Here is a 24732-nt window from a genome sequence, read left to right as displayed (position 1 = left end):
GTGGCCATCCCAGTATAGCCTCGGATCAACATGAGTCTGGCGGGAGCAGTCGGCGGGCTTTTCAGCGCGATACGGTAGAATGGGTGACGACGACTTCATTGAGCTCGAACGGACGTTTCATGGCCTTGCGCCAGGCGACGACGACAGCGAGATCGTGCCTGGCCGGCGTATCGGCCGCAGTTTCACCTGGTCCGAACTCCTCGCGGAACACAGGGTCGTCGTCTTATCCGAAGCTGGCAGCGGAAAGACGGAAGAGTTCCGACATGTCGCCAAGATCACTCGGGAGGAGGGCAAGGCCGCCTTCTTCCTTCGACTGGAGTTCGTCGCGGACGATTTCGACACCGCGTTCGACGAGGGAACGGCGGCCGAATTCGACGCGTGGTTGGCGTCCGATGCCGACGGCTGGCTATTTTTGGACTCAGTCGATGAGGCCCGGCTGCGAAATCCCAAGGACCTGGAGCGGGCGGTGCGCCGACTGGGTCAGAAGCTGTCGGTCGCGATGGCTCGCGCCCACATATTGCTGAGCAGTCGCGTGGAAGCTTGGCGTTCGAAATCCGATCTCCAGATGTGCGAGCGGATTCTGCCGTTCGCTCTGCCCGCCGCCAAGAAAAGTTGGGACGGCTCGGTGAAAAGCCCGTTCACGGTGGTCACTCTGGACGATCTGAACGCCCGACAGATCGAGGTGTTCGGCCATCGAAGGGGCGTCTCCGAGGCCAGGGCTTTGGTGGACGCCATCCAGCGGGCTGACGCTTGGTCTTTCACCTCACGGCCTCAAGACCTGAACGAAGTCATCGGCTTCTGGCTGTCGAATGGCCGGATCGGCAGCAAGCTGGAGCTGATGGCGGCCAGTGTCGCCCGCCGGCTCAGGGAGAGAGACCCAAACAGAGCCGAAGCCCGGCCGATCGCCGCCGATCGCGTCGGTCTGGGGGCCAAGCTGCTCGCGGGCGCCGCCACGCTGACGAGAACTCAGGCGATCGGCGTCCCGGACGGTGGTGGCGGCTCATCGATCGCGATGGCGACCGCCCCCTTGCTGCCCGACTGGACAGAGGCCGACATCGCGACCCTGCTATCTCGTCCGGTGTTCGATGCCGAGACCTACGGCTCCGTGCGGTTTCACCACAGGACCGCGCGAGAGTATCTGACCGCCGTCTGGCTCAATGAACTCTTGCAGCGACACACTTCCCGCAGCCGCATCGAGCAGATTTTCTTCCGCGAACAGTATGGGATCGAGGTGATCGTCCCCAGCATGCGGCCGGTTCTGCAATGGCTCGTCCTGTTCGATGACGCCATCCGCACCCGGGTCCAGCGGCTGTCGCCGCAGCTGTTTCTCGAAGGGGGCGACCCGAGCCAGCTGCCGCTTTCGTTGCGCCAGGCCATCCTCGAAGAAATCTGCGCCGAACTCGCCAAGGGCGGACCTCGCCATCTCGCCTATGACTACAACGCCGCCCAGCGGTTCGCGACCTCGGACCTCGCGCCGCACATCATCGGCCTCATGCAGCGCCATACCGCTGACGAGGACGTCATGTGGTTCCTCCTGCAGTTGGTCTGGCAGGGGGAACTCGAAGCGGGGCTCGCCCCCGCTCTGGCGATCGCGGTTGATGCCAAAGTGCGTCTCAACGTGCGGATCGCCGCCTTCCGCGCGATCGCCGCAGTCGGTCAGTTCGCCGATATAGAGAATGTCCGAACAAGGTTCGCGGCCGAACCCGGCAAGCGAAATCGCCAGCTTTTAGCGGAACTTCTCTCGGGCGCGCCACCGACGGAGGCGACGGCCTCTTGGCTGGTGTCGTGCATCGAGAATGCGGCCGCCAGCAAACCTCACACCGTCGATCCTCTAGGTTCAGCCGTCCAGGAGTTTGTCCGCGCCGCCCAACCGGCGGCCTTGGTCGTGTTCATCGACCGGGTCCGGCCGCTCTTGGCGCGCGCGCCTGTGGTCGATCGGCGGCACTGCGAGATGTCGGAGCAATTTGGGTGGTTGCTTAAGCCCGCGGCATTCGCTGTCGAACGCCTGGTCCTGCTTCGACACGCGCACGCCTTCAACGCGGCGGCGCTCGACACCCTGTATCTTCTGCCCCGCGCCGACCATTTCGGTCGCCCCCGCAGCAGCGACATCGCTCTGACGCTCGACAAGCTCGTGCCGGCTTGGCCGGAGCTGAACTGGGCCCTGTTCTGGCACACCGCCGCACAGGAGCGGCTCTGGCTCGACGCCAAGAAGTCCGAGCGCTTGACCGACTGTTGGCCGGTGATCTGCTGGAGCCCGTATTTTCAGTTCGGACCAGACGATCTCGACGCGGTGTTGAACCAGATCGATGTCCGCCGCGACCTCGATGACAAAATGATCGCCGTCTCGCTGGCGTTTCGCATCTATGTCGCGGCAGGCCGGCGGAGGCCGATGCGGCTGCGCCTGAACGCCCGCGTCCAGGCCGTCCCTGAACTCAAAGCCCAACTTGCCCGGCTGATGAAACCCGCGCCCGCGGGCCCGGACCAGCTGCGCTATCGACGGATGTCGGCGCAGTGGGAGCGGCGCGACGCTGTGCGGAAGCTGAAGAGCGAGACCGATCGTCAGGAGTGGCGCACGCACTTGGCCGACAATCTGGACGCGGTGCGCGGCCTCGGACTGAAGAAGCCCGACGACGTCACCAACGCGCAATACTATCTGCATGGCGAGCTTCACCGCCTGAACGGCGGCAATCACAACTACTCGGATAGCAATTGGCGCAGTCTGGAGGCGGAGTTCGGCGCCGACGTCGCCAAAGCCTATCGCGACGGGGCGGTTAATTTCGGACGCCGACAGAAGCCGCAACTGGTTTCTGAGGGGGCTTCTCCGAGGAGCATTCCTTTCGCAGCCATCCTAGGTCTGAACGGCCTCGCCATTGAGTCGGCGGAATCCTCTGACTGGCCCAAGGGGCTGGACGATGCGGCCGTCGAACGCGCGTTCCGGGTGGCCATGTACGAGCTGAACGGTTTTCCGCCGTGGATGCCGCGCCTGTTCGCCCATGCGCCGGCCGTGGTGACGCGCCTGGCCTTGGCCGAGATCGACTTCGAGCTTGCTCGGACCGGGGACGGCGGGTCGATCTATCTGCTCCATGATGTGAACTACAGCGGGCAGTGGCTCTGGGATGCGATCGGGCCTGCGCTGCTGCAGCGGCTTTCGGACTCCGACCGCGGCACGCTGGAGAACCTGCGGTACGTCCTGAATATTGTGCAGGGCTCGACCGTTCCGGGCTCCGAGATCGCCGACGTCGCAAGGCGAAGGGTTGACAGTCCGGATATCGAACGAGCCGCGACCTGGTTCGCGATGTGGGTGGCCGTCGATCCGGATCAGGCCGTCCAGGCGCTCGAGCACCGCCTGGCCGCGATCGCCGACAAGGCGGTTCGGACCCGGTTCGCCATGATCTTCATCAGCCAGTTGGTCGGCGGTCGCCGCACCGGCGGATTCTGGCGTCGCGACCAGTTCAAGACCCCCGATACGCTCAAGCGGCTGTATCTCCTGATGCACGCCTGTATCCAGCGAAAGGACGACATCGACCGGGTGGGGAAGGGCGTCTATTCGCCGGAACTGCGCGATGACGCGCAGGACGCGCGCGACACGCTGTTCAGATGGCTGAACGAGATCCCCGGCAAGGCCGCGTTCATCGCCCTGAGCGAGATCGCCAAGGCCCACCCCGATGTCGAGTCCCGCGTCTGGTTCAAACACCATGCCCGGGCGAAGGCAGAGGCGGATTCCGAGAGTGATCCTTGGCGGGTCGAACAGGTTCGCGAATTCCACGACACGCTGGAGCGCACGCCACGTACCCACCGGGAGCTCTACGACCTCGCAGTCTGCCGGCTACTGGACCTGAAGGCGGATCTGGAAGACGGCGACAGCAGCGAGGCGAGCGTACTGCGCAGGGCGCTCTTGGAAACCGATGTGCGGAACTACATCGGAAACCGGCTGCGACGGGACGCACTCGGCCGCTACGTCGCGACCCAGGAAGAGGAGCTCGCGGACGCCAAGCGGCCCGATCTCCGCCTTCAGGGCATAGGGTTTGACGGGCCCGTACCGATGGAGCTCAAGCTCGCCGACGCCTGGACCGGCCCGAGCCTGTTCGAGCGTCTCGAGGTCCAGCTGTCGGGCGACTACCTGCGCGATGTCCGGTCACGCACGGCTCTGTTCGTTCTGGTCCACCGGGGAGATGAGAGGAAAGCGCGATGGCAAATCCCGCCAAACATGAACTCTGTCGATTTCACGGGCCTGATCGAGGCGCTTGAATCGCACTGGGCGAGCCTCGCACCTCAATTCCCGAACGTGGAAAGCATTAGGATTATCGGAATCGATTTGTCGGCCCGCTTCCGCACTCCGCCTCGCCGGACGGGATAGGTCGTCTCTGACGCCTGATTCATTGCTGCGCTCATTGATGCCTGTGCCTTCAGCCAACAATCGCAGAGGGTGTCTCGCTGCATTAATGGTGGCATCCACCCCTTGCCGTAGTTGTTCAAAGGAGTATCGCTTCCACCATGGTGATATCTAGCGGGGGCGCTGTGGCTGATGAGTACGTGGTTGTCAGACGGACATTGGACAGTCGGGTCCGTGTTGAGCTTACCGCTCGCGAGTATCAGGAGTTAGTAAAGGCCCTAGATGGTCTTGCCCGTGTCGTGGATGTCGAAGAGGCCTACGACATCCTCATCAGCAATTACATGGAGTACGAGAAGGCCATCGCTGGCATCCTGATCGAGGAGGAGGTTCGGCAGCGCGTGGCTTACGATGCCTTCAATCGCGACCGCAGGCACATGAGCCGGGTTACGGCTAACCTGCTAAGTAGCGCACGCCTCTTTCGTGACCTGACTGATGTCTCGCTGCCCAAGCTGCTGGGACGCAAAGCCCTCGCCACCTTCCGGGAAGCCAAGGCTCAGATCGCGGAAGCATCCTTCCCCTATCGATTCATGGAAGAGCTACGCAACCACAGCCAGCATGAGAACTTCGCTGTCACCGGGCTCAGCTATGGGGCGAACTGGTTGGAGCACAAAGACGAGATCAAAGCCACGCGGGTTCATACCTTCAAGCCAAGTGTGACGCCTCGACTGCTTGCAGAGTTCCCTCGCTTCAAAGACTTACTTGCTGAGTACAGGTTGATGCGTGAGAAAGATCCGTCACAACCAGAATCGATCGACCTCACGCTTTATGTGCGCCATTACGTGATGGGCATGGGTGATGTTCTCCTCGCCGTCCGCAAAATGCTTGAGGACGCGCGAGTGGTTGAGCACTGGAACTCGGTGGTCGACCGTTGGCTGAGCGCCTTCCTTGAGGCGGACGGGAGCACCACCAGAATGGGAGTGGAAGCCGAGCACCTGCGTGATGGCGTAAAGTTGGACTATCGCCACCTCGGTTCAGAGTTAGACGATGTCATTGCCCGGCTGCAGAAAGAGAACCGAAAGCTGGTCAACCTGCACCGCATCCAGTTCCGTATCTGAGCGATTGAGATGCCGCGCATTCAGCACGCGGCTTCGTGCTCCTGGCGTAGCAGCATTGTCTCTGCGCCCAGATCGATCGAATCTGTCGCACGCGCTGAATCCTTCCGGTGCCGCAAAAACGCCGATAGGCTCCGGCGATGGCCCTCCTTGCAAACGATCCCCTCACCCATCCTAGGAGCCGGACTTTGCCGAGGCGATCCGGCACACTTGCACCTAGGGCTAGAGCGTATTGAGTACGTTGGCAGCCGTCTCTGGTGACGCGGCCTACCGGGGAGCCCAATGTCCGGTTACCGCGGCCGTTCGAATGTCCGCTCCTGATGCTGTGGACGGCTCTCCAACCCACCGGCGGCGTTAGGCCTCCGGCAGAGCTGGAGGAGAGCCATGGGACAGGTAGCCACGATTGGTTTGGACATCGCGAAGTCGGTGTTTCAGGTGCACGGCGTCGATGCTGAGGGCGGCGTCATCATTCGACAGAAGCTGACGCGAGCGCGGCTGCTGAAGTTCTTCGAAAAGCTGTCCCCCTGTCTGATCGGGATCGAAGCCTGCGGAACGGCGCATCACTGGGCCCGCGAACTGATTGGCCTGGGCCACGACGTGCGGCTGATGCCGCCGAGCTATGTGAAGCCCTATGTGAAGCGCCAGAAGAACGACATGGCCGACGCAGAGGCGATCTGCGAGGCGGTCACCCGGCCGACCATGCGCTTCGTGCCGGTGAAGTCGCCAGAGCAGCAGAGCGTAATGGTGCTGCATCGGACCCGGTCGATTCTGATCCGGCAGCGTATCCAGATCTCCAACGCGATTCGCAGCCATATGGCGGAGTTCGGCCTGGCGGCCGCGGTCGGCAGGCAGGGATTGCACTCGCTGATCGAGGTGGTCCACGACCCCGCTGACAAGCGTGTTCCAGTCGAGGCGAAGGGGTGTCTCGCCATGCTCGCCGCGCAGCTGCGGCTGGTGAACGAGCAGGTCCTAGAGACCGATCGACTGATCCGGACCAACGCCCGATCGACCGAGGTCGGGCGCCGGCTGATGGAGATCCCCGGCGTAGGCCCGCTGCTGGCCAGCGCTCTGGTCGGCACGATCGCCGATCCAAGGGCCTTCAAAACCGGTCGCAATCTCGCGGCCTGGATCGGCCTCGTTCCGAAGCAGAACTCTAGCGGCGGCAAGGAGCGGCTCGGCGGGATCACGAAGCAGGGAGATCGATACCTGCGACAGATGCTGGTCGTCGGCGCCTTGGCGGTCGTGCGCTACGCGGTGCGAAACGGCACACGTCGGCCGTGGTTGGTGCAACTGCTCGCGCGACGAACGCCGAAGGTTGCAGCCGTCGCTCTCGCCAACAAGACCGCGCGAATGGTCTGGGCGATCATGACTTCGGGCGAGCGCTACAGGGAGCCGCTGGCGGCATAGAGACAGGTCGAGGCTTAGCGCGGAGACCGACGAACTTGGGAAGGGCGGACAGGATGTAATGCGACAGCCGGTCGAAACCGGAAGGCGGGAAAACCCACTTGCGCCAGAGCGCCTCGAGCGCGTGCTTTTGGTCGGGACCCGGCTTCGCGGAAGGCATTATGGCCAGCGGTCACGCGTACCGCACCAACAGGTCGAACACATGGCCGCACCGACCAGGCTCAGCAGAACGTCAGATCAACCCTTGCCAACGGGGAGCCGTCCACACATGGCGCATTCCAGACCTGCGGCAGAATTGTTTCACGATGAAAACGACAGCCTTCGCTGGTGGTCCAGCCAGTGTTCGTTATCAGGGGGGCAAAGACAATGACTTGGTCTGCCAGTCTTGAGCGATGGCGACAAACTTGGCGCCGCAAGCTAAAGCTGTTGAAACGGACAGGCGGGACGAATGGACGCGGGGTGTCCGCTTGGACCTGAAGCGCATCTTGGGTTCTAGAGCGAGCGGTGCCGCCGACGACTGGAGAGCTTTCGCAGGCGACGCTGATCGCGGCGGACGGCATAGACCTCATGATGTTGCTCCTCGGACCGATGAGGCGCCCTTCTGAGCGAGCACGCGCTCTAGGTCGTCATCTGCCGCTTCACCGCCTTGGCTAGGCTCCAGCGGTGGACTTCGCTGGGCCCGTCATAGATGCGGAAGGCGCGGACCTCGCGGAAGATCTGCTCGACCACGGTGTCGCCCGAGACGCCGGTTCCTCCCATGATCTGGACGCAGCGGTCGGCCACGCCGAACAGGGCTTCGGACACCGCGACCTTCGTCATGGAGCTTTCGGTTGTGCCGAGGACGCCCGTGTCCAGAACGCCGGCGCACCAGTCGATCATCAACTCGACCTGCTTCAGCGCGATCAGGTTGTCGGCCAGCATGAAGCCTACGCCCTCGTGGTCGATCAGCGGCTTGCCGAAGGCGTGGCGTTTGACGGCGTAGGCGGCGGCGATCTCATGGGTGCGGCGGCAGGCGCCGAGCCAGCGCATGCAGTGGCTGAGGCGGGCCGGGCTGAGACGGACCTGAGCGTATTTGAAACCCTGATGCGGGACGCCGAGGATCTGGTCGCCGGGCACGCGCAGGTCTTCCAGGGCGATGATCGAATGGCCGCCAGCCATTGAGGAATCTATCGTCTCCATCACCCGCTCGACCCGCACGGCGGGGTCGGGCAGGTCGACCAGGAACATGGTGGCCGCGACCTTGCCGTCGCCGGCGTCCGTGCGGGCCATGACGATGCCGACCGAGGCGCCGACCGCGCCGGTGATGAAGGCCTTGCGGCCGTTGATGCGCCAGCCGTCGCCGTCCGGCACGGCGGTGGTTTTCAGCATGGAGGGGTCGGCGCCGGCGCCGTCGTCCTCGGCGGGTTCGGTCATGAAGAAGGCGGAGCGCGCCTGACCGCTGACCAGGGGAGCGAGGAAGCGGCGCTTCTGAGCCTCGCTGGCGACCTGGCCCAGCAGGTACATATTGCCCTCGTCCGGGGCCATGACGTTGAGGGCGACCGGGCCTAGCGGCGACAGGCCCGACGCCTGAAGCACCAGGGCCGTCGCGCGCTGCGACAGGTGCGATCCATCGACCCCGATGTGCGGCGTCATCAGCCCCGCGGCGCGCGCCAGGGTCCGCAGTTCGACGACCAGATCGTCGGTCGGGCCGTGCGACGTGGCGCGCGGGTCCTTCTCATAGGGAATGACGACGTCGCGCACGAAGCGTTCCACGCGCGCGGCTATGGCCTGGCCCTGGTCGAGGTCGTTGTGGCTCATGATGTCGTCTCCGTCTGCGCCCAGGCCAGGGCGGCGAGGGCGGGCAGGTTGTCGGCCATGGTCTGGGCATGGGCGGAGGCGGCCGTGCCGCGCGCGATGCGTCCCTTGATGCCGTGGAAGATGGCCGCCAGCCGGAACATGTTGAACGCCATGTAGAAGCGCAGTTCATCCGCCGTGGGCGGCGCGCGATCGACCCGGTCGCAGTAGGCTGCCAGGTAGTCGGCTTCGCTCGGAATCCCGAGGGCCTTCAGGTCGGCGCCGGCAAAGCCGCCGATCATGGACGGCGGCAGGCGGTACATCATCAGGTGATAGGTGAAGTCGCTCATGGGGTGGCCCAGGGTCGACAACTCCCAGTCCAGCACGGCTCGCACCTCGGCGCTGTCAGGGGCGAAGATGAGGTTGTCGGCGCGGAAATCGCCGTGAACCACACATGCGGCGCCGTCGTCCTGGGGCATGTTTTCGGGTAGCCAGGCGACCAGCCGGTCCATGTTGGGATCGCGCCCGGCCAGGTCGTCTTCCTGATACTGCCGGGACCAGCGCTGGATCTGGCGCGCGAAGAAGGCGCCGGGACGGCCGTAGTCTTCCAGGCCGAGGGCTTGGATGTCGAGGCTGTGCAGGCGGGCGATTGTGGCGTTTAGGGCGTCGAAATGCGCGGCCCGCTGATCCGGCGTCAGTTCGGGCAGGGTGGGGATCCAGAAGATGCGGCCCTCGACCATCTCCATCACCATGAAGGTCGAGCCGATGACGGCCTCGTCCTCGCACAAGATCAGGGGGGCGGCGACGGGAAAGCCGGTGGCGTGCAGGGCCGAGATCACGCGATGCTCGCGCTCTACTGCATGGGCGCCTTTCAGGACTGGGCCGGCCGGCTTGCGGCGCAGGACGTAGGATTTTCCCGGCGTGTTCAGGCGATAGGTCGGGTTGGACTGGCCGCCGTTGAACTGGCGGATGTCGATGGGGCCGCGTACCTCCGGCGCCTGCTGATGTAGCCAGGCCGACAGGCGCTCGACCGGCAGTTCATGCCCCGCCCGCACGGGGCCGGACCCCTCGAAGGTGTTGGTTTGGGACATGGAGAAATCCTCGCCGAACGGGTGATCACACGCCCGGCTCAGCCGCGCCGATCTATGACTTGCGTAAATAGACCAAAAAGGCGAGGCTTCGTCCAGAGCCAGGAGATGAGCCATGCAGATCGAGCGGTTGTCGCCCATCGTCGCGACCCTGAAACCCAGCAATCACCCCTACCTCAGCGGGCCGTGGACGCCGCAGCATGAGGAGGTCAACGCGGTTGATCTCGAGGTGATCGAGGGGGCGATTCCGGCGGACATCGACGGCGTCTATATCCGCAACACCGAGAACCAGATTCACACGCCCCTGGGCCGTCACCATCCCTTCGACGGCGACGGGATGCTGCATCAGATCAGTTTCCGCAGCGGCAAGGCCGACTATCGCAACCGCTTCGTGCGCAGCCGCTGTTTCCAGGCGGAGCAGCAGGCGGGCGAGAGCCTGTGGGGCGGGATGATGGACGGGCCAGAGGTGTCGAAACGCCCCGGATTCGGCGCCCATGGGGGCATCAAGGATTCGGCCAGCACCGACGTAGTGGTCCATGCGGGCAAGGCGCTGGCGACCTTCTATCAGTGCGGCGAGGCCTATCAGCTGGACCCGACCTCGCTGGAGGATCAGGGCGTCGCGCCCTGGGCGCCGCTGGACGGGGTTTCGGCCCATGCGCGGGTGGACGAGCGGACCGGCGAACTGCTTTTCTTCAACTACTCGAAGCACGCGCCCTATATGTATTACGGCGTGGTCGGCCCGGACGGGCGGCGCACCCACTACACGCCCGTTCCCTTGCCGGGCGCGCGTCTGCCGCACGACATGATCTTCAGCGAGAACTACACCATCCTGAACGACTTCCCGCTGTTCTGGGACGAGAAGGCGCTGAAGGCGGGCTATCACGCCGTGCGCTATCGCCCCGATATGCCGTCGCGCTTCGCCGTCATTCCCCGCTACGGCGAGGCCAAGGACATCCGCTGGTTCGAGGCGGCGCCAACCTATGTGCTGCACTTCCTCAACGCCTATGAGGAGGGCGACGAGATCGTCATGGACGGTTATTTCCAGGAAAAGCCGATGCCGGACCCGCTGGGCGATCTGCCTGAGATCTACGCCGAGCACGCCCACATGATGGCCTTCGTCGACGAGAACAGCTTCCGCCCGAAACTGCACCGCTGGCGCTTCAATCTGGCGAACGGGACGACCAAGGAAGAGCGGCTGGACGACCGGCTGGTCGAGTTCGGCACCATCAATCAGCAGTACGCCGGCCAGCCCTATCGCTATGCCTACAGCACCACGACCAAGCCGGGCTGGTTCCTGTTCAACGGCTTCATCAAGCACGACCTGAAGACCGGGGAATCCTGGACCGTGACCCTGCCCGACGGGCGCTACGCCAGCGAGGCGCCGTTCGCGCCGCGCATCGGAGCGACGGACGAGGACGACGGGTACCTGGTCAGCTTCATCATCGACGAGAACGCGGGCCGGTCGGAGTGCATCCTGATCGACTGCAAGCGGTTCGAGGACGGCCCCGTCTGCCGCATCGCCCTGCCGCACAAGATCAGTTCCGGCACCCACGCCTGCTGGGCCGACCGCCGCTTCCTGACCGCCGAGGCGGACGCCGCCGACGCGGCTTGACCCAGCGTCGTTCTGCGCCTCATCTTGCTTTTATTAGCAGACCGTCTTGAGGCGGCGACCGGGAGGGTTTCATGGACGCATCGGATCAGATGTCGGAGCAGTGGCGAACCGCAGGCTTCCGTGACGCCGGGCTGATGCCCGTCGATCTGGACGTGCGGCGCGGGGCGGACGGGGCGATAGTGATGCGCTCGCGCGTGCCTCTGGCCGAGCATGACTGGAACTTGCCGCGCGCCTTTGCCGGGGTGGCGGCGCGCCGGGGGGCGGAGACGGGCCTGGCGCGGCGCGATCCTGCCCAGGGCGGGGCCTGGTCCACACTGGACTACGCCGGTCTGAAGCGCCGCATGGACGCCGTGACCCAGTGGCTGCTGGATCATCCGGAGCATACGGGCGGGCCGCTGATGCTGATGGGCGCCAACAGTCCGGCCATGGCCGCCTTCCTGTTCGGGGCCATGGCGGCGGGCGTGCCGACCGCGCCGGTCAGCGCCCACTACGCCCTGCTGGGCGGGGATCTGGGGCGGTTGAACCATGTCATCCGCAGTTTGAAGCCGTCCATCCTGCTGGTGGAGGACGCGCGCATGGTCGCGGGTGCGATCGACGCCCTGGACCTGGGCGACGCCATCGTCATCACCGCGACGCCCGAGGCGCTGACCCGCCCCAGTCTGTCTCTCGCCCAGGTCATGACGATGCGGCCTGGCCCGGATGTCGCCGCGAGCATCGAAGGGTTGCAGCCCGATCAGGTCGCCCAGTTCATGATGACCTCGGGCTCGACCGGCCTGCCCAAGGTCGTGCCTCTGAGCCTGAAATCGGTCGCCGCCAACACGGCCCAGGCCGCCCAGGTGGTGGGTGAAGGCTATGCCTGGTCGGGGCAGATGCTGGGCTGGATGCCGTGGAACCATGTGGCCGGGGCGGCGGTGCTGCGCGCTGTGCTGCTGGCCGGCGGCGCCTTCTATATCGACGACGGCAAGCCCATGCCGGGCCTGTTCGAGGAGTCGATCCGCAACCTGCGCGAGTTGCCGGTGCGCTACTACGTCAACGTCCCCACCGGCTACGCCATGCTGGCCGACGCGCTGGAGGCGGACGCTGCGCTGCGCCGGACCTTCTTCTCGGACCTGCGGGTCATGGTCTTCGGCGGCGCAGCCCTGAGCCAGTCGGTCAGCGACCGGATTCAGGCCATGGCGGTGCAGGAAACCGGCCATCGCATCATGCTGACCTCGGCCTACGGCGCGACCGAGACCACGGCGGGCTTCATGGTGGTGCATCAGTACACCGACCGGCTGGGACTGGGTCTGCCGGTGCCGGGCGTAGAGGTGAAGCTGGTCCCGCATGACGCGGACAAGTTCGAGGTGCGGGTGCGCGGCCCCAACGTCATGGCCGGCTATCACGACGACGCGGCGCGGACCGCCGAGGCGTTTGACGCCGACGGCTATTACCGCATGGGCGATCTGGCGACCCTGGCAGACCGTGACGATCCGGCCCAGGGCGTCTTCTTCGGCGGGCGGCTGGCGGACCAGTTCAAGCTGTCGACCGGCTCTTGGGTGTTCGGCGCGCAGATGCGCGAAGCCGCCTTGCAGGCCCTGGCGCCTTTGGTCGCCGAGGTGGTGCTGTGCGACGACAACCGACCCTGGCTGGGCGTTCTGGCCTGGCCCTCGGCCGCCGGCATCAAGGCGGCGCTGGACATGGAGGTCGCCGAGGCCATGACCTCGGGCGCACTGGGGCAGGCTGCGAAGGAACGACTGGCCGCGCACAACGCCTCGGCCCACGGCGCCAGCGGCCGTATCGCTCGTCTGGCCTTCCTGACTACGCCGCCCGATCCGAACGCCCACGAGGTGTCGGACAAGGCCACGATCAACCGCCGCGCCGTCATCGACAACCGCAAGCCCCAGGTCGACGCTCTCTACGCCGAGCCGCCGGGGCGGGGCGTGGTCGTCGCCTGAAACAGGGAGAATATCCGATGGTCTATATCCTGGGCGGCTGGCAGTCCGATTTCAAACGCAACTGGGCCCGCGAAGGACTGGAGATCGGCGACGGTTTCGCCGAGGCCCTGCACGGCGGCCTCGACGCCGTAGCCATGGCGCCGGGCGAGATCGAAGTCGGCCATGTCGGCAACTTTGTCGGCGACCTGTTCTCGGGCCAAGGGCAGTTGGGCGGCTTCTTCGCCATGGCGGAGCCGGCCTTCGACGGCCTGCCGACCTCGCGGCACGAAGCGGCCTGCGCTTCGGGCAGCATTGCCCTGCTGGCGGCGATGGCGGACATTGAATCCGGACGCTACGGAACCGCCGCTGTCTTGGGGCTGGAGATGATGCGCAATGCGCCGGGCGAGACGGGGGCCGCCTACTTGGGCGCAGCCGCTTGGGTCGGGCATGAGTATCAGGATGCGCGCTACGTCTGGCCGCGGGCGTTTTCGGAACTGACCGACGAATACGACCGCCGCTACGGGATCGACGAGGCGCACCTGCGGCGCATCTCCCAGATAAACTTCGCCAACGCCAGGCTGAATCCCAACGCCCAGACGCGGGATTATGTCTTCAACGACGCCAGCTTTGCGGCCGATGATGAGGCTAATCCGGTCATCGAGGGCCGGGTGCGCAAGAGCGACTGCGGCCAGGTGACGGATGGGGCGGCCATGGTGGTCCTGGCCTCGGCCGAGCGGGCGGCGGACTACGCCCGGCGGCGCGGCGCGCCGCTGGAATCCCTGCCGCGCATCAAGGGCTGGGGCCATCGGTCGGGACCGATCAGTTATGCCCGCAAGGTCGAGGCCAGCGCCGGGGCGCCTTACGTTTTCCCTCAGGTCAAGCGCGCCATCGACGAGGCGCGGGCGCGGGCGGGGCTGTCGTTGGAGGCTATCGACGCGGTGGAGACGCACGACTGCTTCGCCATGACCGAATACATGGCCATCGACCATCTGGGCCTGACCGCGCCGGGCGAGAGCTGGAAGGCCATCGAGGCGGGGAGTATCGAGATCGGCGGACGGTTGCCGATCAATCCGTCAGGCGGGCTGATCGGATGCGGCCACCCGGTCGGAGCGACCGGCGTGCGGATGGCGCTGGACGCCTTCCGCCAGACGACCGGAACAGCGGGCGGCTGTCAGGTCGAGGGAGCGAAGAACGTGCAGACCCTGAACATCGGCGGCTCGACCACCACGACTGTCAGCCTGGTGATCGGTCGCGACTGAAGCTTTAGGCCTCGGGGCGGGTCAGCCGTCCTGACGCCGGACGCGGATGGCGATGGCGGCGGAGCCGTGGGCAATGGTCAGGCCGTCGGGCGTCGAGACCGTGACCTCGGCCACCACCTTGCGCGGGTCGGCGTAGACCGCGCGGCCCTCGGCGATCAGCCGTCCGCAGCCGATGGGGGCGGCGTTGAGGAAGCGCATCGACAGGTCGGTGGACAGCAGGAACTCGCCCGGTTTCAGCAGGGTCATGGCCGCCCCGCCGCCGACGATGTCGACCAGGGCCGCCGTCACCCCGCCATGGACCAGACCGACGAAGTTGGAGTGGCCGGGGTCGATGTCGCACTCGACCCGCATGAAGCCTTCAGCCGCCTCGACCGGACGGGCGGCCAGGCGGTTGACGAAACCGCCCGGCCAGACAGTCTCGATCCAGAGGCGCGCCAGCTCCAGCCCGCTCTGCGCCGGGTCGAGGGCGAAGGCGGGCGGCTGGATCGTCTGGGGCGACGCGGTCATGCCGCGGCGCTCCGGGGCGCGGTCAGGCCGGCGAAGCGGGCGGCGGCGGCGCGGTATTCAGCCTCTAGCCGATCCACCACGACGGCGGTCGGCTCGACGGCTCCGACCTTTTGCAGGCCCTGACCGGCGGCCCAGATGTCGCGCCAGCGCTTGTGCGCGGCGTCGCCGGAATAGTCGCGGGTGATGGGGCCGCCCAGCGCGTCCGGGTCCATGCCCGCCGCGCGCAGGCTGGGTTTCAGCCACGAAGCGGGCGTGCCGGTGATGGCCGAGGAGACGATCAGGTCGTCCGGCCCGCAGTCCACGATCATCTGCTTGTAGGGGTCTTGCGCCCGGCTCTCGGCGGCGGCCAGGAAGCGCGTGCCCATATAGACCATGTCGGCGCCTGCAGCGACGGCGCCCGCCACGCCCGCGCCGTCGGCGATGCCGCCGCCGATGGTCAGCCAGCCGTCGAAGAACTCGCGCACCGCCGAAACGAAGGCGAAGGGCGACAGGTGGCCGGTGTGGCCGCCCGCGCCGGCGCTGATGCAGGCCAGGCCGTCCACGCCCGCGTCCGCCGCCTTTTTCGCCAGGGCCATGTTGACCACGTCGGCGAAGACCAGGCCGCCATAGGCCTTGACCGTCTCCATCACCGGTTTGGGCGATCCCAGGGCGGTGATGACGATGGGCGGCTTGTACTGGGCCACCAGGGCCAGATCCTCGGTCAGACGGGCGTTGGTCGAATGGGTGATCAGGTTGGCGACCCAGGGACCGTCGCCGGGCGACAGGGCGTCGGTGATCTGGCCCATCCAGGCGTCGAGGTCTGCGACCGTGCGGCAGTTGGGCGTGGGAAAGGCGCCGCCGATCCCGGCCTTGCAGGCGGCGATGACCAGTTCCGGCCCGCTGACCAGGAACATGGGCGCCGCGATCACGGGCAGGCGCATTGGGTGGGGGAAGGCGGTGGTCATGCGGATTTCAGGTGTCCGGTTTGGTCGCCGAGGCACTGGCGCAGTTCGCGCTTCAGCACTTTGCCGACGGGGTTGCGCGGCAGGACGTCGATGACCTCCAGCCGTTCGATCTGCTTGTAGACGGCGACGTGCTTGTCGCTGGTCAGGAAGCGGTTGATGTCGCCCAGGTCGGCGCTCTGGCCGGGCTTGAAGACGACGAAGGCGCACAGGCGTTCGCCCAGGTTCGGGTCGGGCGCGCCGACCACGGCGGCGTCGGCCACGGCCGGGTGGCCGATCAGATGGCCCTCTATCTCCTCGGACGAGATGTTCATCCCGCCGCGGATGATGACGTCCTTGAGGCGCCCGACGAAGCGATAGAACTGCAGCCGGTCGCCGGCCAGTTCGAACAGGTCGCCGGTGCGGAACCAGCCGTCGCCGTCAAAGGCGCAGGCGTTGATCTCGGGCGCGCGCCAATAGCCGGAAAAGACCGTCGCGCCCTTGACCCGCAGCTCGCCGGGAAGGCCCGGCTCGGTGATCTCCTGCTCCGTCTCGGGATCGACCAGACGGGTGAAGATGCGGTCGTGCAGCAGGGCCTTCCATTCAAAGCCTTCGCCCAGACGCGGAAACAGGACGGCGCGTTCGGCGGCGTCGGGCACGTCCTTCTGGGCGCTGGGGAAGGAGGCGCCTTCGTTGGAGCCGAAATAGTTGACGATCTGGACGCCGTATTTCTCGTGGAAGGTGCGGACCATCCATTCCGACAGGGGCGCCGAGCCGGAGCCGATGGCGCGCAGCCGGCTGAAGTCCACGCCCTCCAGCAGGGCCTCGTTCTGAAGCAGCAGGTTCAGGATGGCGGGCGGGGCGACGGTGTAGTCGATCTTCTCGTCGCGCACCTGTTGCAGGAAGATCTGCAGGTCGAACGGCTGATGCTGGACCAGCACCCCGCCCAGCAGCAGCCAGGAGACGAAGCTGGTCGAGATGCCCGCCATGTTCACCATGGGGAAGGGGTTCAGCAGGACCGCGCCGGGCTTCAGGTCGGCGGCGTCGGTGACGCCGGCGCCCATGATGATCCATTCGTTGTGGCTGCGCGGCACGCCCTTGGGCTCGGCCTCGGTGCCCGAGGTCCAGCAGATGGTGACGATGTCGTCGGCGCAGATGTTCGCCGCGCGGGCGGCGGCGCGCCCGGCCTCGATTTCGGCCTCATCCAGCCCGGCGGCGCGGGCGTCGAGGTCGATGCTTCCGTCAGGAGCATGGCCGCCGACCACCAGAACGGTCTTCAGGGCGGCGGCGCCCGTCTGGACCGCCAGCATCATCTCGGCGTGGGCATGCTTGCCGATGCGGGCGGCGGTGACGACGGCCTTGGCGTCGGTCTTGCGGAGGATATAGGCCAGTTCGTGCTCGCGGTACTGGACCGGAGCGGGGGTGACGATGGCGCCGAGGCGGATGCAGGCCAGATAGATCAGGCCCAGTTCGATGACGTTGGGCAGCTGCACCGCCACCACGTCGTCACGGCCGACCCCGGTTGCGTGCAGGATGGCGACATAGCGCGCCACCCTGTCCTCGACCTGTGACCAGCTCAGGCGGGCCGGGGCGCCGCCCATGATGGCCTCGCGGTTGATCGGATCGACCACGGATTCGGCGTCGGGCATGGCGGCGACGTGGCGGCGGAACAGATCGTCCAGCGTCTCCTCGCCCCACCAGCCCCTGGCCTTGAAATCGCGGATGCGCTCCTCCGGCACGACGATCATGTCGGTCTTCTCCCTGGTTCTCTTTTACGTCTTCCGGTCATTGAGGCGCCGGATAGATCAGTGACTTCACCTCGCCGCGCACCACCTTGCCCACCGGATTGCGGGGCAGGGCGGCGACGACGTGAAGGGTCTTGGGGGTGCGCACCGGGCCGACGGCCTCGCGCACGAAGGCGGTCAGGGCCTCGGGCGTCACCGAAGGGTCGTCCAGGGCCGCGACGGCCTCCAGCCGCTCGCCCCAGACAGGGTCGGCGACGCCGAAGGCGCAGGCCTCGCGCACGGCGGGGTGGGCGTTCAGCGCGGCTTCGACCTCGCCGGGATAGATGTTGTAGCCGCCGCTGATGATCAGTTCCTTCGAGCGGCCTAGCAGGAAGAGATAGCCGTCGCCGTCCAGCCGTCCGATGTCGCCGGTCTTCAGCCAGCCCTCGTGGCGGGCGGCGTCGGTCTGCGCCGGGTCGTCCAGATAGACGGTGGCGGCCAGGTCGCCGCGCACCAGGATCTCGCCCTCCGCCTCGCCCGTGCGGACCGTGGCGTCGTCGCCCAGCAGGGCGACCGGCGTGTCCGGGAACAGTCGCCCGACCGAGGTCCGCAGTTCGGGCCGGGCCATCTCGGCGGGCGACAGGCCGGCGATGGTCATGGGGGCTTCGGTCTGGCCGTAGAGGGTCGAGAGCACAGGGCCGAAGCGCGCCACGGCCTCAGCGATGCGCGCGGGGGGCATGGGGGCGGCGGAATAGGTCAGGTGGCGCAGTCGGGCGAAGTCGCTGGGCGCAAAGCGGCCTTCCTCCATCAGCAGATAGATCAGGGTCGGCGGCATGAAGACGGTGGTGATCCGGCTCTTCAGCTCGCGCAGAATGGCCTCGCGCTCGGGCTTGTCTAGCAGGACATGGGCCCCGCCCGCCGCCAGCACCGGCAGGATGTAGTGCGAGGCCCCGTGCGTCAGCGGCGCGACGGCCAGGTTCACGTCATCGCGGCCGAAGCCATAGAAGCTCTGCAGCGAGCGCAGCGCCGCCGCCCCGCTGCGGAGGCTTTGCAGCACCCCCTTGGGCACGCCGGTCGAGCCGCCGGTGAATTTCAGGGCGAAGGGACGTTCGGGATCGTCGGAAATCGGAGACAGGGTCGCCGCATCGACCGGGGCCGGGCGCCAGGCGTCGAGCGCCAGCGGACGGGCCGTCTCGCCCATGGCCTCGGCGGATTCTGTATCGTGCAGGGTCAGGCGCAGATCGGCGCGCTGCTGCAACAGGCTGTTCAGGCGCGGACCGTTGCGCGGGTTCAGCGGCGTCCAGACCGCCCCGGCGCGCAGGATGGCCAGGTAGGCGATGACATGATCGGCGCTGTTGGCGGCGCACAGGCCGACGCGGTCGCCGGGTCTGACACTGCACGCGATCAGGTCGGCGGCGGCGGCCTCGACCTGGGCGATCAGGTCGCCGTGGCTGAGGACGCGGTCGCCGTCGAACAGGGCGGGACGGTCGCGCTTGTCGGACAGGCCGTCATAGAGGGCGCGGATCGGGTGTCGGATCATGCCGCCGCGCGCTCCAGAAGGGTGACGACGGTCGCCGCCTCCTCGACGCCGAGGAAACCGCCGCCGTTCTCGGCGGCTGCGATGAGGGCGCCCGCGACCTGACGCGCACCGGCCTCGCCGCGCAGGTGCTGGATCAGTTCATACAGCTGGCCGATGCCCGTGGCGCCGACCGGGTGTCCCTTGGCCACCAGACCGCCGGATGGATTGACCGGGGTGCGGCCGCCCAGGGCGAAATCGCCCGCCCTCAGCCGCGCGCCCACCTCGCCGGGGACAGCCAGACCCAGGTTCTCGATCTGCTGCAGTTCGGCATAGCTGGTGGCGTCGTGAACCTCGGCCAGGTCCACGGCCTCTGGCCCCAGAGCGGCCTGCTCATAGGCGGCGCGGGCGGCGCGGCGGCCTATATGATTGGCGTAGTCGTCGGGCGCGCGGTCGGCGGCGCTGACCAGGGCGCAGCCGCGCACCCGCACGGCGCGGGCGGCGGCGCCCAGCCGCGCCAGTCCCTTGGCCGAACAGACCACCATGGCCGCCGCGCCGTCGCTGACCGGGGCGCACATGGCGCGGGTGAAGGGGAAGACGATGGGCTTGTCGGCCATCACCTGATCGACCGTCATCGGCGTGCGGTACTGCGACTTGGGGTTGAAGGCGGCGGCGGTGTGGTTCTTGGCGGCGAGGCGGGCGAAGTCTTCTTGGGTCGTGCCGAAGCGGGCCATGTGGGCGCGGGCCTGGGCGGCGTAGAGGTCCATGAACAGGCTGCGGCCTTCGCCCGGCGCTTCACCGCCCATGGCGGCGATATAGGCCAGGACGCCCTCGCGGTCGTGGATGTCGGTCCCGCCCATGAAGGCGGCGGCGACGCGCTCGGGCCGGTCGGGCCAGACCATCTTCTCGGCCCCGACGATCAGGGCGATATCGCCCGCACCCGCGCGCAGCCACTGGATCGCCTGATGCAGGGCCGTTGAGCCCGAGGCGCAGGCGTTCTCGACATTGACCACGGGGATGCCGTCCAGGCCCAGCGGGCGCAGGGCGATCTGGCCGCGCACCGTGTTCTGCCCCTCCAGCATGGGCTGGCGGGTGTTGGAGAACCAGGCGGCCTCGATATCGCCGACCTGCGCGCCCGCGTCGGCCAGGGCGTCGCGCACGGCCTCTGCGGTCAGGCTCTTCACCGTGTCGGCGGGGCGTTTGCCCAGGGCGGTCATCGACACGCCGGCGATGAAGACCGGCGTCGTCATGCTGTCGGACGACGACGCTGGACGATGCGGAAGCGCGCGGCGACGAAGGCCAGGTCGGCCAGGCAGGCGTTGCCCGCCGGGTTCAGGCCGCTGACGTGATAGTCGCTGTAGGCGGCGGCGAAGTTGATCCACATCGCCCCGGTCAGGTTGATCGTCAGATTGGCCCCGCCCTGCTCATAGAGCGGCGTCGAGCGGACGATGAAAGCCTCATCCGTCGAATAGAGATAGGACGAGATCGAGCCCTTGGTGCGGGCCAGATCGGTCGCCTCGGCCACGGCGGCGTCGGCCTCCATCGTCACCACGAACAGGACCGGGCCGAAATGCTCCTCGGCGTAGAGGTCGGGCGCGGACCCATCGACGCCCAGCACCAGCGGCGTCAGGGTGCGCGCCTGGGGGAACTGCGGGTGGGCGTAGGGCGCGGCTTCGCGCAGGACGCGGAGGCCGGGACGCCGCTCCACGGCCCCGCGCACGTCGGCCACAGCCTTCAGGCTGACCTCGCCCTGGACGGCGCCCATGATTCCGGCGGCCAGGGCCGGGTCTTCGGCGATGGCGTCGATCTGGGCGACCAGGGCGGCGGCGAAGGCTTCGGCCAGAGCGGGGGCGACATAGACCACCTGCGGACTGGTGCACATCTGGGCCGAGAACAGGCTGGCGGCGCGCGCCACGGCGCGGGCGGCGGCGTCCAGATCGGCGACGGATTCGACCACCACGGTGTTGACGCCCGCCGTCTCGGTGAACAGCAGCTTGCCCGTCACCGTCCGTTCCAGATGGCCGCCGTAGCGGGGGCTGCCAGTGAAATCGACGATCTGGACGGCGGGATGATCGACCAGAACCTGAGCCACCGGCTCGGCCAGGGTGTCGACGGCCAGGGTGATCAGGTTGGGATCGAAGCCGAAGTCGGCCAGCACCCGGCGGCACTCGCGCGCCACGATGGCCATGGGCAGGACGGCGATGGGGTGGGGCTTGAGGATGACCGGATTGCCGGTCGCCAGGCTGGCGAACAGGGCCGGATAGGCGTTCCAGGTCGGGAAGCTGGCGCAGCAGATGACCAGGCCGATCCCGCGCGGGACCAGGACATAGGTCTTGTCCAGACTGACCGCTTCGCCGGCGAAGTCGCGTTCGTAGCGGGCGCTGCGGGTCACGTCGCGCATGGCCTTGGCGGCGTAGGCCAGGGCCTCGATACCCCGGTCCAGGGCGTTGGGGCCGGAGCCGCTGAAGGCCTGGGTATAGCTCTGACCCGCGACGTGCATGACGGCCTGGGCCATTTCGAAGTTCGCGTCGTAGAGGCGCGTCGCCATCTCGGCGCACAGGGCCAGGCGCAGTTCCGGATCGGCGGCGCGCCAGTCGGGCCAGGCGGTCTGGGCCGCCACGATCAGGGCCTCGGGATCGCAGCGCGGATAGGTGATCCCCAGCGCCTCGCCGGTGAAGGGCGAGACCTCGGCGCCGACGCGGTCGATCACGCCGGGCAGGTCCAGGTCGAAGGGACGATTGAGCTGGGCCTCGAAGGCGGCCTTGCCCGCGACGGGCTTGTCCGGGCCGTGGATCTTGGTCGAGGGCGAGTCCTTGAACGGCGACCAGGCGGCGCGGGCGGACACGGCCTTGATCGCGGCCTCGATCAGGTCGGCGTGACGTTCGACGAGGCCGCGGCGGGCCTCGGCGGCGGGGAAGGGCACGTTCATGCTCAGCCCATCCGTTCGACGATCATGGCCGAGCCGACGCCTTGCGCGCCCGCGGCGACGACCAGACCGTAACGGCCTTCGCAGGCGTCCAGCGCATCGAGCAGGGACGACAGCAGGATAGCGCCGGTGGCGCCCATCGGGTGCCCCTTGGCCAGATGGCCGCCGCCGACATTGACCTTGTCGCTCAGCGTCGGGTGTTCCCGCGTGAACTTGGCGATGGTGACGGCGAACGCCTCCATGAACTCGATCCTGTCCATGTCGGCCAGGGTCAGCCCGGCCTGGTCCAGCACCCGGTCCATCGCCGTGAAGCCGGCGGTCAGGGAGGCGGCGGGATCGCCCCCGGCCTCGGTCCAAGCGATGATGCGGGCGCGGGCGCCTTTGGCCTGGCTGGAAATCAGTGCCAGCCCGGCCCCGTCGCTCATCGGCGGGGCGTGCGACACGGTATGGCGGTGGTCAATGACCCTTCCCTCCAATGCCTCGCCGTAAGGCGCGGCTAGGGCGGCGAAGGCGGGTGGCAACGACGCCAGACTCTCGCTGCTGGTCTTCGGGCGCGCGGCTTCCTCGTGCGACAGGCCGTTCAGGGGAATGCGTGAAGCGGTCAGGGGCGTGCTCTCGGCGAAGGCGGTGCGCTGCTGCGAGGTGAGGGCGGCGGCGTCCATCTCGGCGCGCGTGACGCCGATGTCCTCGGCCAGACGGTCGGCGGCGACGGCGACGGGGAGGTAGCGGGTGCGCGGCGGGAAGCTGGCGTCCTCATAGTAGTCAGCCTTGTCGCCCATGAAGGGGACACGCGACATCATCTCGACCCCGCCGGCCAGAGCCGAACCCACGGCGCCCGTCTGAACCAGGGCCGCTGCCTGACCCACGGCGGTCAGGCCCGATACGCAGTAGTTGTTCAGGGCGAAGGCGAAGGCGGCGTCGTCCAGACCCGCGTGCATCTTGCTGACCAGGGCGACATTGGCCCCCTGGGCGCCGACCTGGCCGACGCAGCCCAGGATCAGGGCCTCGGCGGCGCGGGGCGCATGGCCGCGCGCCTCCATGGCGTCGATCAGGCCCGTGACCAGTTCGTGCGGCTTCAAGGCGGCCAGCCCGCCGTCGGGGCGGGCCTTGCCGCGCGGGGTGCGGACGGCGTCGTGGATATAGGCGCTCAACGGATCAACCCTTTGTCATCTGGTCGCCGCGCGCCCAGGTGCCGTGGAAGCCGGCGGGCACACGAACGGGCAGCAGGACGCGCGCCAGCGGTCCAGCCTCGAAGTTCTGGGCGTCGATCACCTGCACCTCGGACCGGCCGGTGTTTTCATCGGTGACGAAGGCAATGACATAGCCGTCGTCCTCGGCCCGTGCGTCGATGCGCGGGGCGAAGGCCGGTTCGGAGCCGAACATCTGCGGCTCGTAATCATAGGTTCGCGCGGCGCCCGTGGTCAGGTCGTACTTGATCAGGCCCTTGAAGCGCTGAAGCTCCGTCTTCGACATGGCCACGTGATAGGACCACTGGGTCGGCTGGGCGTAATGGTCGAGGTTGACGACCGGGAACTCGCCAATGCGGTCGTCCAACTGGCGCTTCTTCACCTCGCCGGTGCGCATGTTCATCCGCCATTCGACGGGCACGGCGTTCAGCGCCAGCACATTCACCATGGCCGCATAGGGGCCGTAGGCCGGGTTCGGGGGATAGCCGTTGGGCGTCATCATGCAGGCGGTCATGACCACCTCGTCGCCGTCCTCCCAGCTGTTGACGACGTGGTAGATGTAGCAGCTATCCGTCTCGAACCAGCGGATCTGGTCGCCGCGGCCTCGGCGTGGCGCCACGCCGAATCGGGCGGGCTGGTCGGCGAAGTGGATGTTCCACTGGCTCTTGCGCAGGCCGGCGTCGGTGAAGACCACCGGCAGGTCGTGCAGGATGACGTAGTTCTCGGTCAGGCCCATGTCGTGCGGCAGACGCGGCCCCGGCAACTCGACGCGCTCGAAATGGGTCAGCTCGTTATTGGCGCTGACCGTGCCGTAGGTCATCCACGGCTCGTAGAGGGAATAGTCGAAGAAGACGAACTCGCCAGTTCGAGGATCGACCTTGGAGTGGGCCGAGACGTGGCGCGGTAGCTTGCCGCCGAAGGTCTCGATTCCGACCGTTTCCAGCGTGCGCGCATCCACCCGGACCGGATGACCCGAGATGTACCACAGGGCCATCAGGGAGCCGTTGTGCAGGACCACGTCGGTATTGGCTGTGTCCTTGTAAACCTTGTCGCCGCGCGGCGAGGCGGGATTGGCCCGTGTCGAAGGCAGCATGACCCCGCCCGCGCCGCACCCGCCGTTCAGGTCCGCCACATGGTCCGCCGAGCGGACGTAGCGATTGCGGTACTCGGCCTTGCCGTTCTCGAAATAGATGGCGTGCAGCATGCCGTCGCCGTCGAACCAGTGGTGCATCCCCGCGGGCGCCTGAGCCGGGTTCGGGCCGTTGCGATAGAAGCAGCCGTAGAGGTCTTTCGGGATCTCGCCGATCACCTCCAGGTTCAGCGCCGTCGTCTCCTTCGCCACGGGTTCATAGGCCCCCTGAAGATAGGGGTTCAGCGTGTTCAAAGGGCTGAGCGGTCCGGTTTCGATCCGGCGGGCGTCGTCGGCCATGACGGCTATTCCTTCCCTGTTCGTGAGCG

At 67.2% G+C, this 24732-nt stretch carries 16 protein-coding genes; 6 read left to right on the top strand and 10 right to left on the bottom strand.

All coding sequences use genetic code 11. The features are described from left to right. The first annotated feature begins 79 nt into the window (after window positions 1–79). From hyoA to PIB44_RS11575, 3 genes are all read left to right on the top strand, one after another. Window positions 80–4357 carry an NACHT domain-containing antiphage protein HyoA gene (gene hyoA, locus PIB44_RS11585; protein WP_278069493.1) on the top strand — a complete coding sequence of 1426 codons (4278 nt, stop codon included), beginning with the start codon at window positions 80–82 and terminating at the stop codon, window positions 4355–4357. Between the two features lie 161 nt (window positions 4358–4518). Continuing rightward, on the top strand, window positions 4519–5448 hold the full coding sequence (locus PIB44_RS11580; protein ID WP_278069492.1) for a hypothetical protein: 930 nt from the start codon (window positions 4519–4521) through the stop codon (window positions 5446–5448). A gap of 381 nt (window positions 5449–5829) precedes the next feature. Further along, window positions 5830–6852, top strand: a complete 1023-nt coding sequence (locus tag PIB44_RS11575; RefSeq protein ID WP_278069491.1) for an IS110 family RNA-guided transposase — start codon at window positions 5830–5832, stop codon at window positions 6850–6852. A 615-nt stretch (window positions 6853–7467) separates the two neighbouring features. Here PIB44_RS11575 and PIB44_RS11570 read toward each other — a convergent pair. Both PIB44_RS11570 and PIB44_RS11565 read right to left on the bottom strand, forming a co-directional pair. Continuing rightward, complete coding sequence (locus tag PIB44_RS11570) at window positions 7468–8646, bottom strand: acyl-CoA dehydrogenase family protein (protein ID WP_278069490.1); 1179 nt, start codon at window positions 8644–8646, stop codon at window positions 7468–7470. After that, entirely contained in the window at window positions 8643–9713 is a 1071-nt protein-coding gene (locus PIB44_RS11565; RefSeq protein WP_278069489.1) for a phosphotransferase family protein, read from the bottom strand. Before PIB44_RS11565 ends, PIB44_RS11570 begins: the two co-directional genes overlap by 4 nt. Before the next feature lie 112 nt (window positions 9714–9825). Here PIB44_RS11565 and PIB44_RS11560 point away from each other — a divergent pair, with 112 nt between their 5' ends. The 3 genes from PIB44_RS11560 (at window position 9826) to PIB44_RS11550 (ending at window position 14494) form a co-directional block, all read left to right on the top strand. Then, window positions 9826–11322, top strand: a complete 1497-nt coding sequence (locus tag PIB44_RS11560; RefSeq protein ID WP_278069488.1) for a carotenoid oxygenase family protein — start codon at window positions 9826–9828, stop codon at window positions 11320–11322. A 71-nt stretch (window positions 11323–11393) separates the two neighbouring features. Next, a complete protein-coding gene (locus tag PIB44_RS11555; protein WP_278069487.1) occupies window positions 11394–13256 on the top strand; it encodes an AMP-binding protein in 1863 nt (620 codons plus the stop codon). A 17-nt stretch (window positions 13257–13273) separates the two neighbouring features. After that, window positions 13274–14494 carry an acetyl-CoA acetyltransferase gene (locus PIB44_RS11550; RefSeq protein WP_278069486.1) on the top strand — a complete coding sequence of 407 codons (1221 nt, stop codon included), beginning with the start codon at window positions 13274–13276 and terminating at the stop codon, window positions 14492–14494. 21 nt (window positions 14495–14515) lie between these two features. Here the strand turns inward: PIB44_RS11550 and PIB44_RS11545 are convergent, their stop codons facing one another. From PIB44_RS11545 to PIB44_RS11510, 8 genes are read right to left on the bottom strand one after another with little or no spacing between them, the layout of a single operon-like run. Next, on the bottom strand, window positions 14516–15001 hold the full coding sequence (locus PIB44_RS11545; protein WP_278069485.1) for a PaaI family thioesterase: 486 nt from the start codon (window positions 14999–15001) through the stop codon (window positions 14516–14518). Beyond that, window positions 14998–15945 (bottom strand): NAD(P)H-dependent flavin oxidoreductase, encoded by a 948-nt coding sequence (locus PIB44_RS11540; protein ID WP_278069484.1) that lies wholly within the window; start codon window positions 15943–15945, stop codon window positions 14998–15000. Before PIB44_RS11540 ends, PIB44_RS11545 begins: the two co-directional genes overlap by 4 nt. Next, entirely contained in the window at window positions 15942–17669 is a 1728-nt protein-coding gene (locus PIB44_RS11535) for a class I adenylate-forming enzyme family protein (protein WP_278069483.1), read from the bottom strand. The genes PIB44_RS11540 and PIB44_RS11535 overlap by 4 nt, the downstream gene beginning before the upstream one ends. Before the next feature lie 37 nt (window positions 17670–17706). Next, entirely contained in the window at window positions 17707–19185 is a 1479-nt protein-coding gene (locus PIB44_RS11530; RefSeq protein ID WP_278069482.1) for a class I adenylate-forming enzyme family protein, read from the bottom strand. Then, the gene (locus tag PIB44_RS11525) at window positions 19182–20411 is read right to left on the bottom strand and encodes a thiolase family protein (protein ID WP_278069481.1); all 1230 of its coding nucleotides are present in this window, start codon (window positions 20409–20411) and stop codon (window positions 19182–19184) included. The genes PIB44_RS11530 and PIB44_RS11525 overlap by 4 nt, the downstream gene beginning before the upstream one ends. Beyond that, window positions 20408–22090, bottom strand: a complete 1683-nt coding sequence (locus tag PIB44_RS11520; protein WP_278069480.1) for an aldehyde dehydrogenase family protein — start codon at window positions 22088–22090, stop codon at window positions 20408–20410. Before PIB44_RS11520 ends, PIB44_RS11525 begins: the two co-directional genes overlap by 4 nt. Before the next feature lie 2 nt (window positions 22091–22092). Further along, window positions 22093–23238, bottom strand: a complete 1146-nt coding sequence (locus tag PIB44_RS11515; protein ID WP_278069479.1) for an acetyl-CoA C-acyltransferase — start codon at window positions 23236–23238, stop codon at window positions 22093–22095. Between the two features lie 4 nt (window positions 23239–23242). Next, on the bottom strand, window positions 23243–24703 hold the full coding sequence (locus tag PIB44_RS11510; RefSeq protein ID WP_278069478.1) for a carotenoid oxygenase family protein: 1461 nt from the start codon (window positions 24701–24703) through the stop codon (window positions 23243–23245). Window positions 24704–24732: the final 29 nt, after the last annotated feature.

Origin of the sequence: Brevundimonas sanguinis (assembly GCF_029636725.1) — a bacterium.
Taxonomy (GTDB): Bacteria; Pseudomonadota; Alphaproteobacteria; order Caulobacterales; family Caulobacteraceae; genus Brevundimonas; species Brevundimonas sanguinis.
This window is presented reverse-complemented; position numbering and strand designations above follow the sequence as displayed.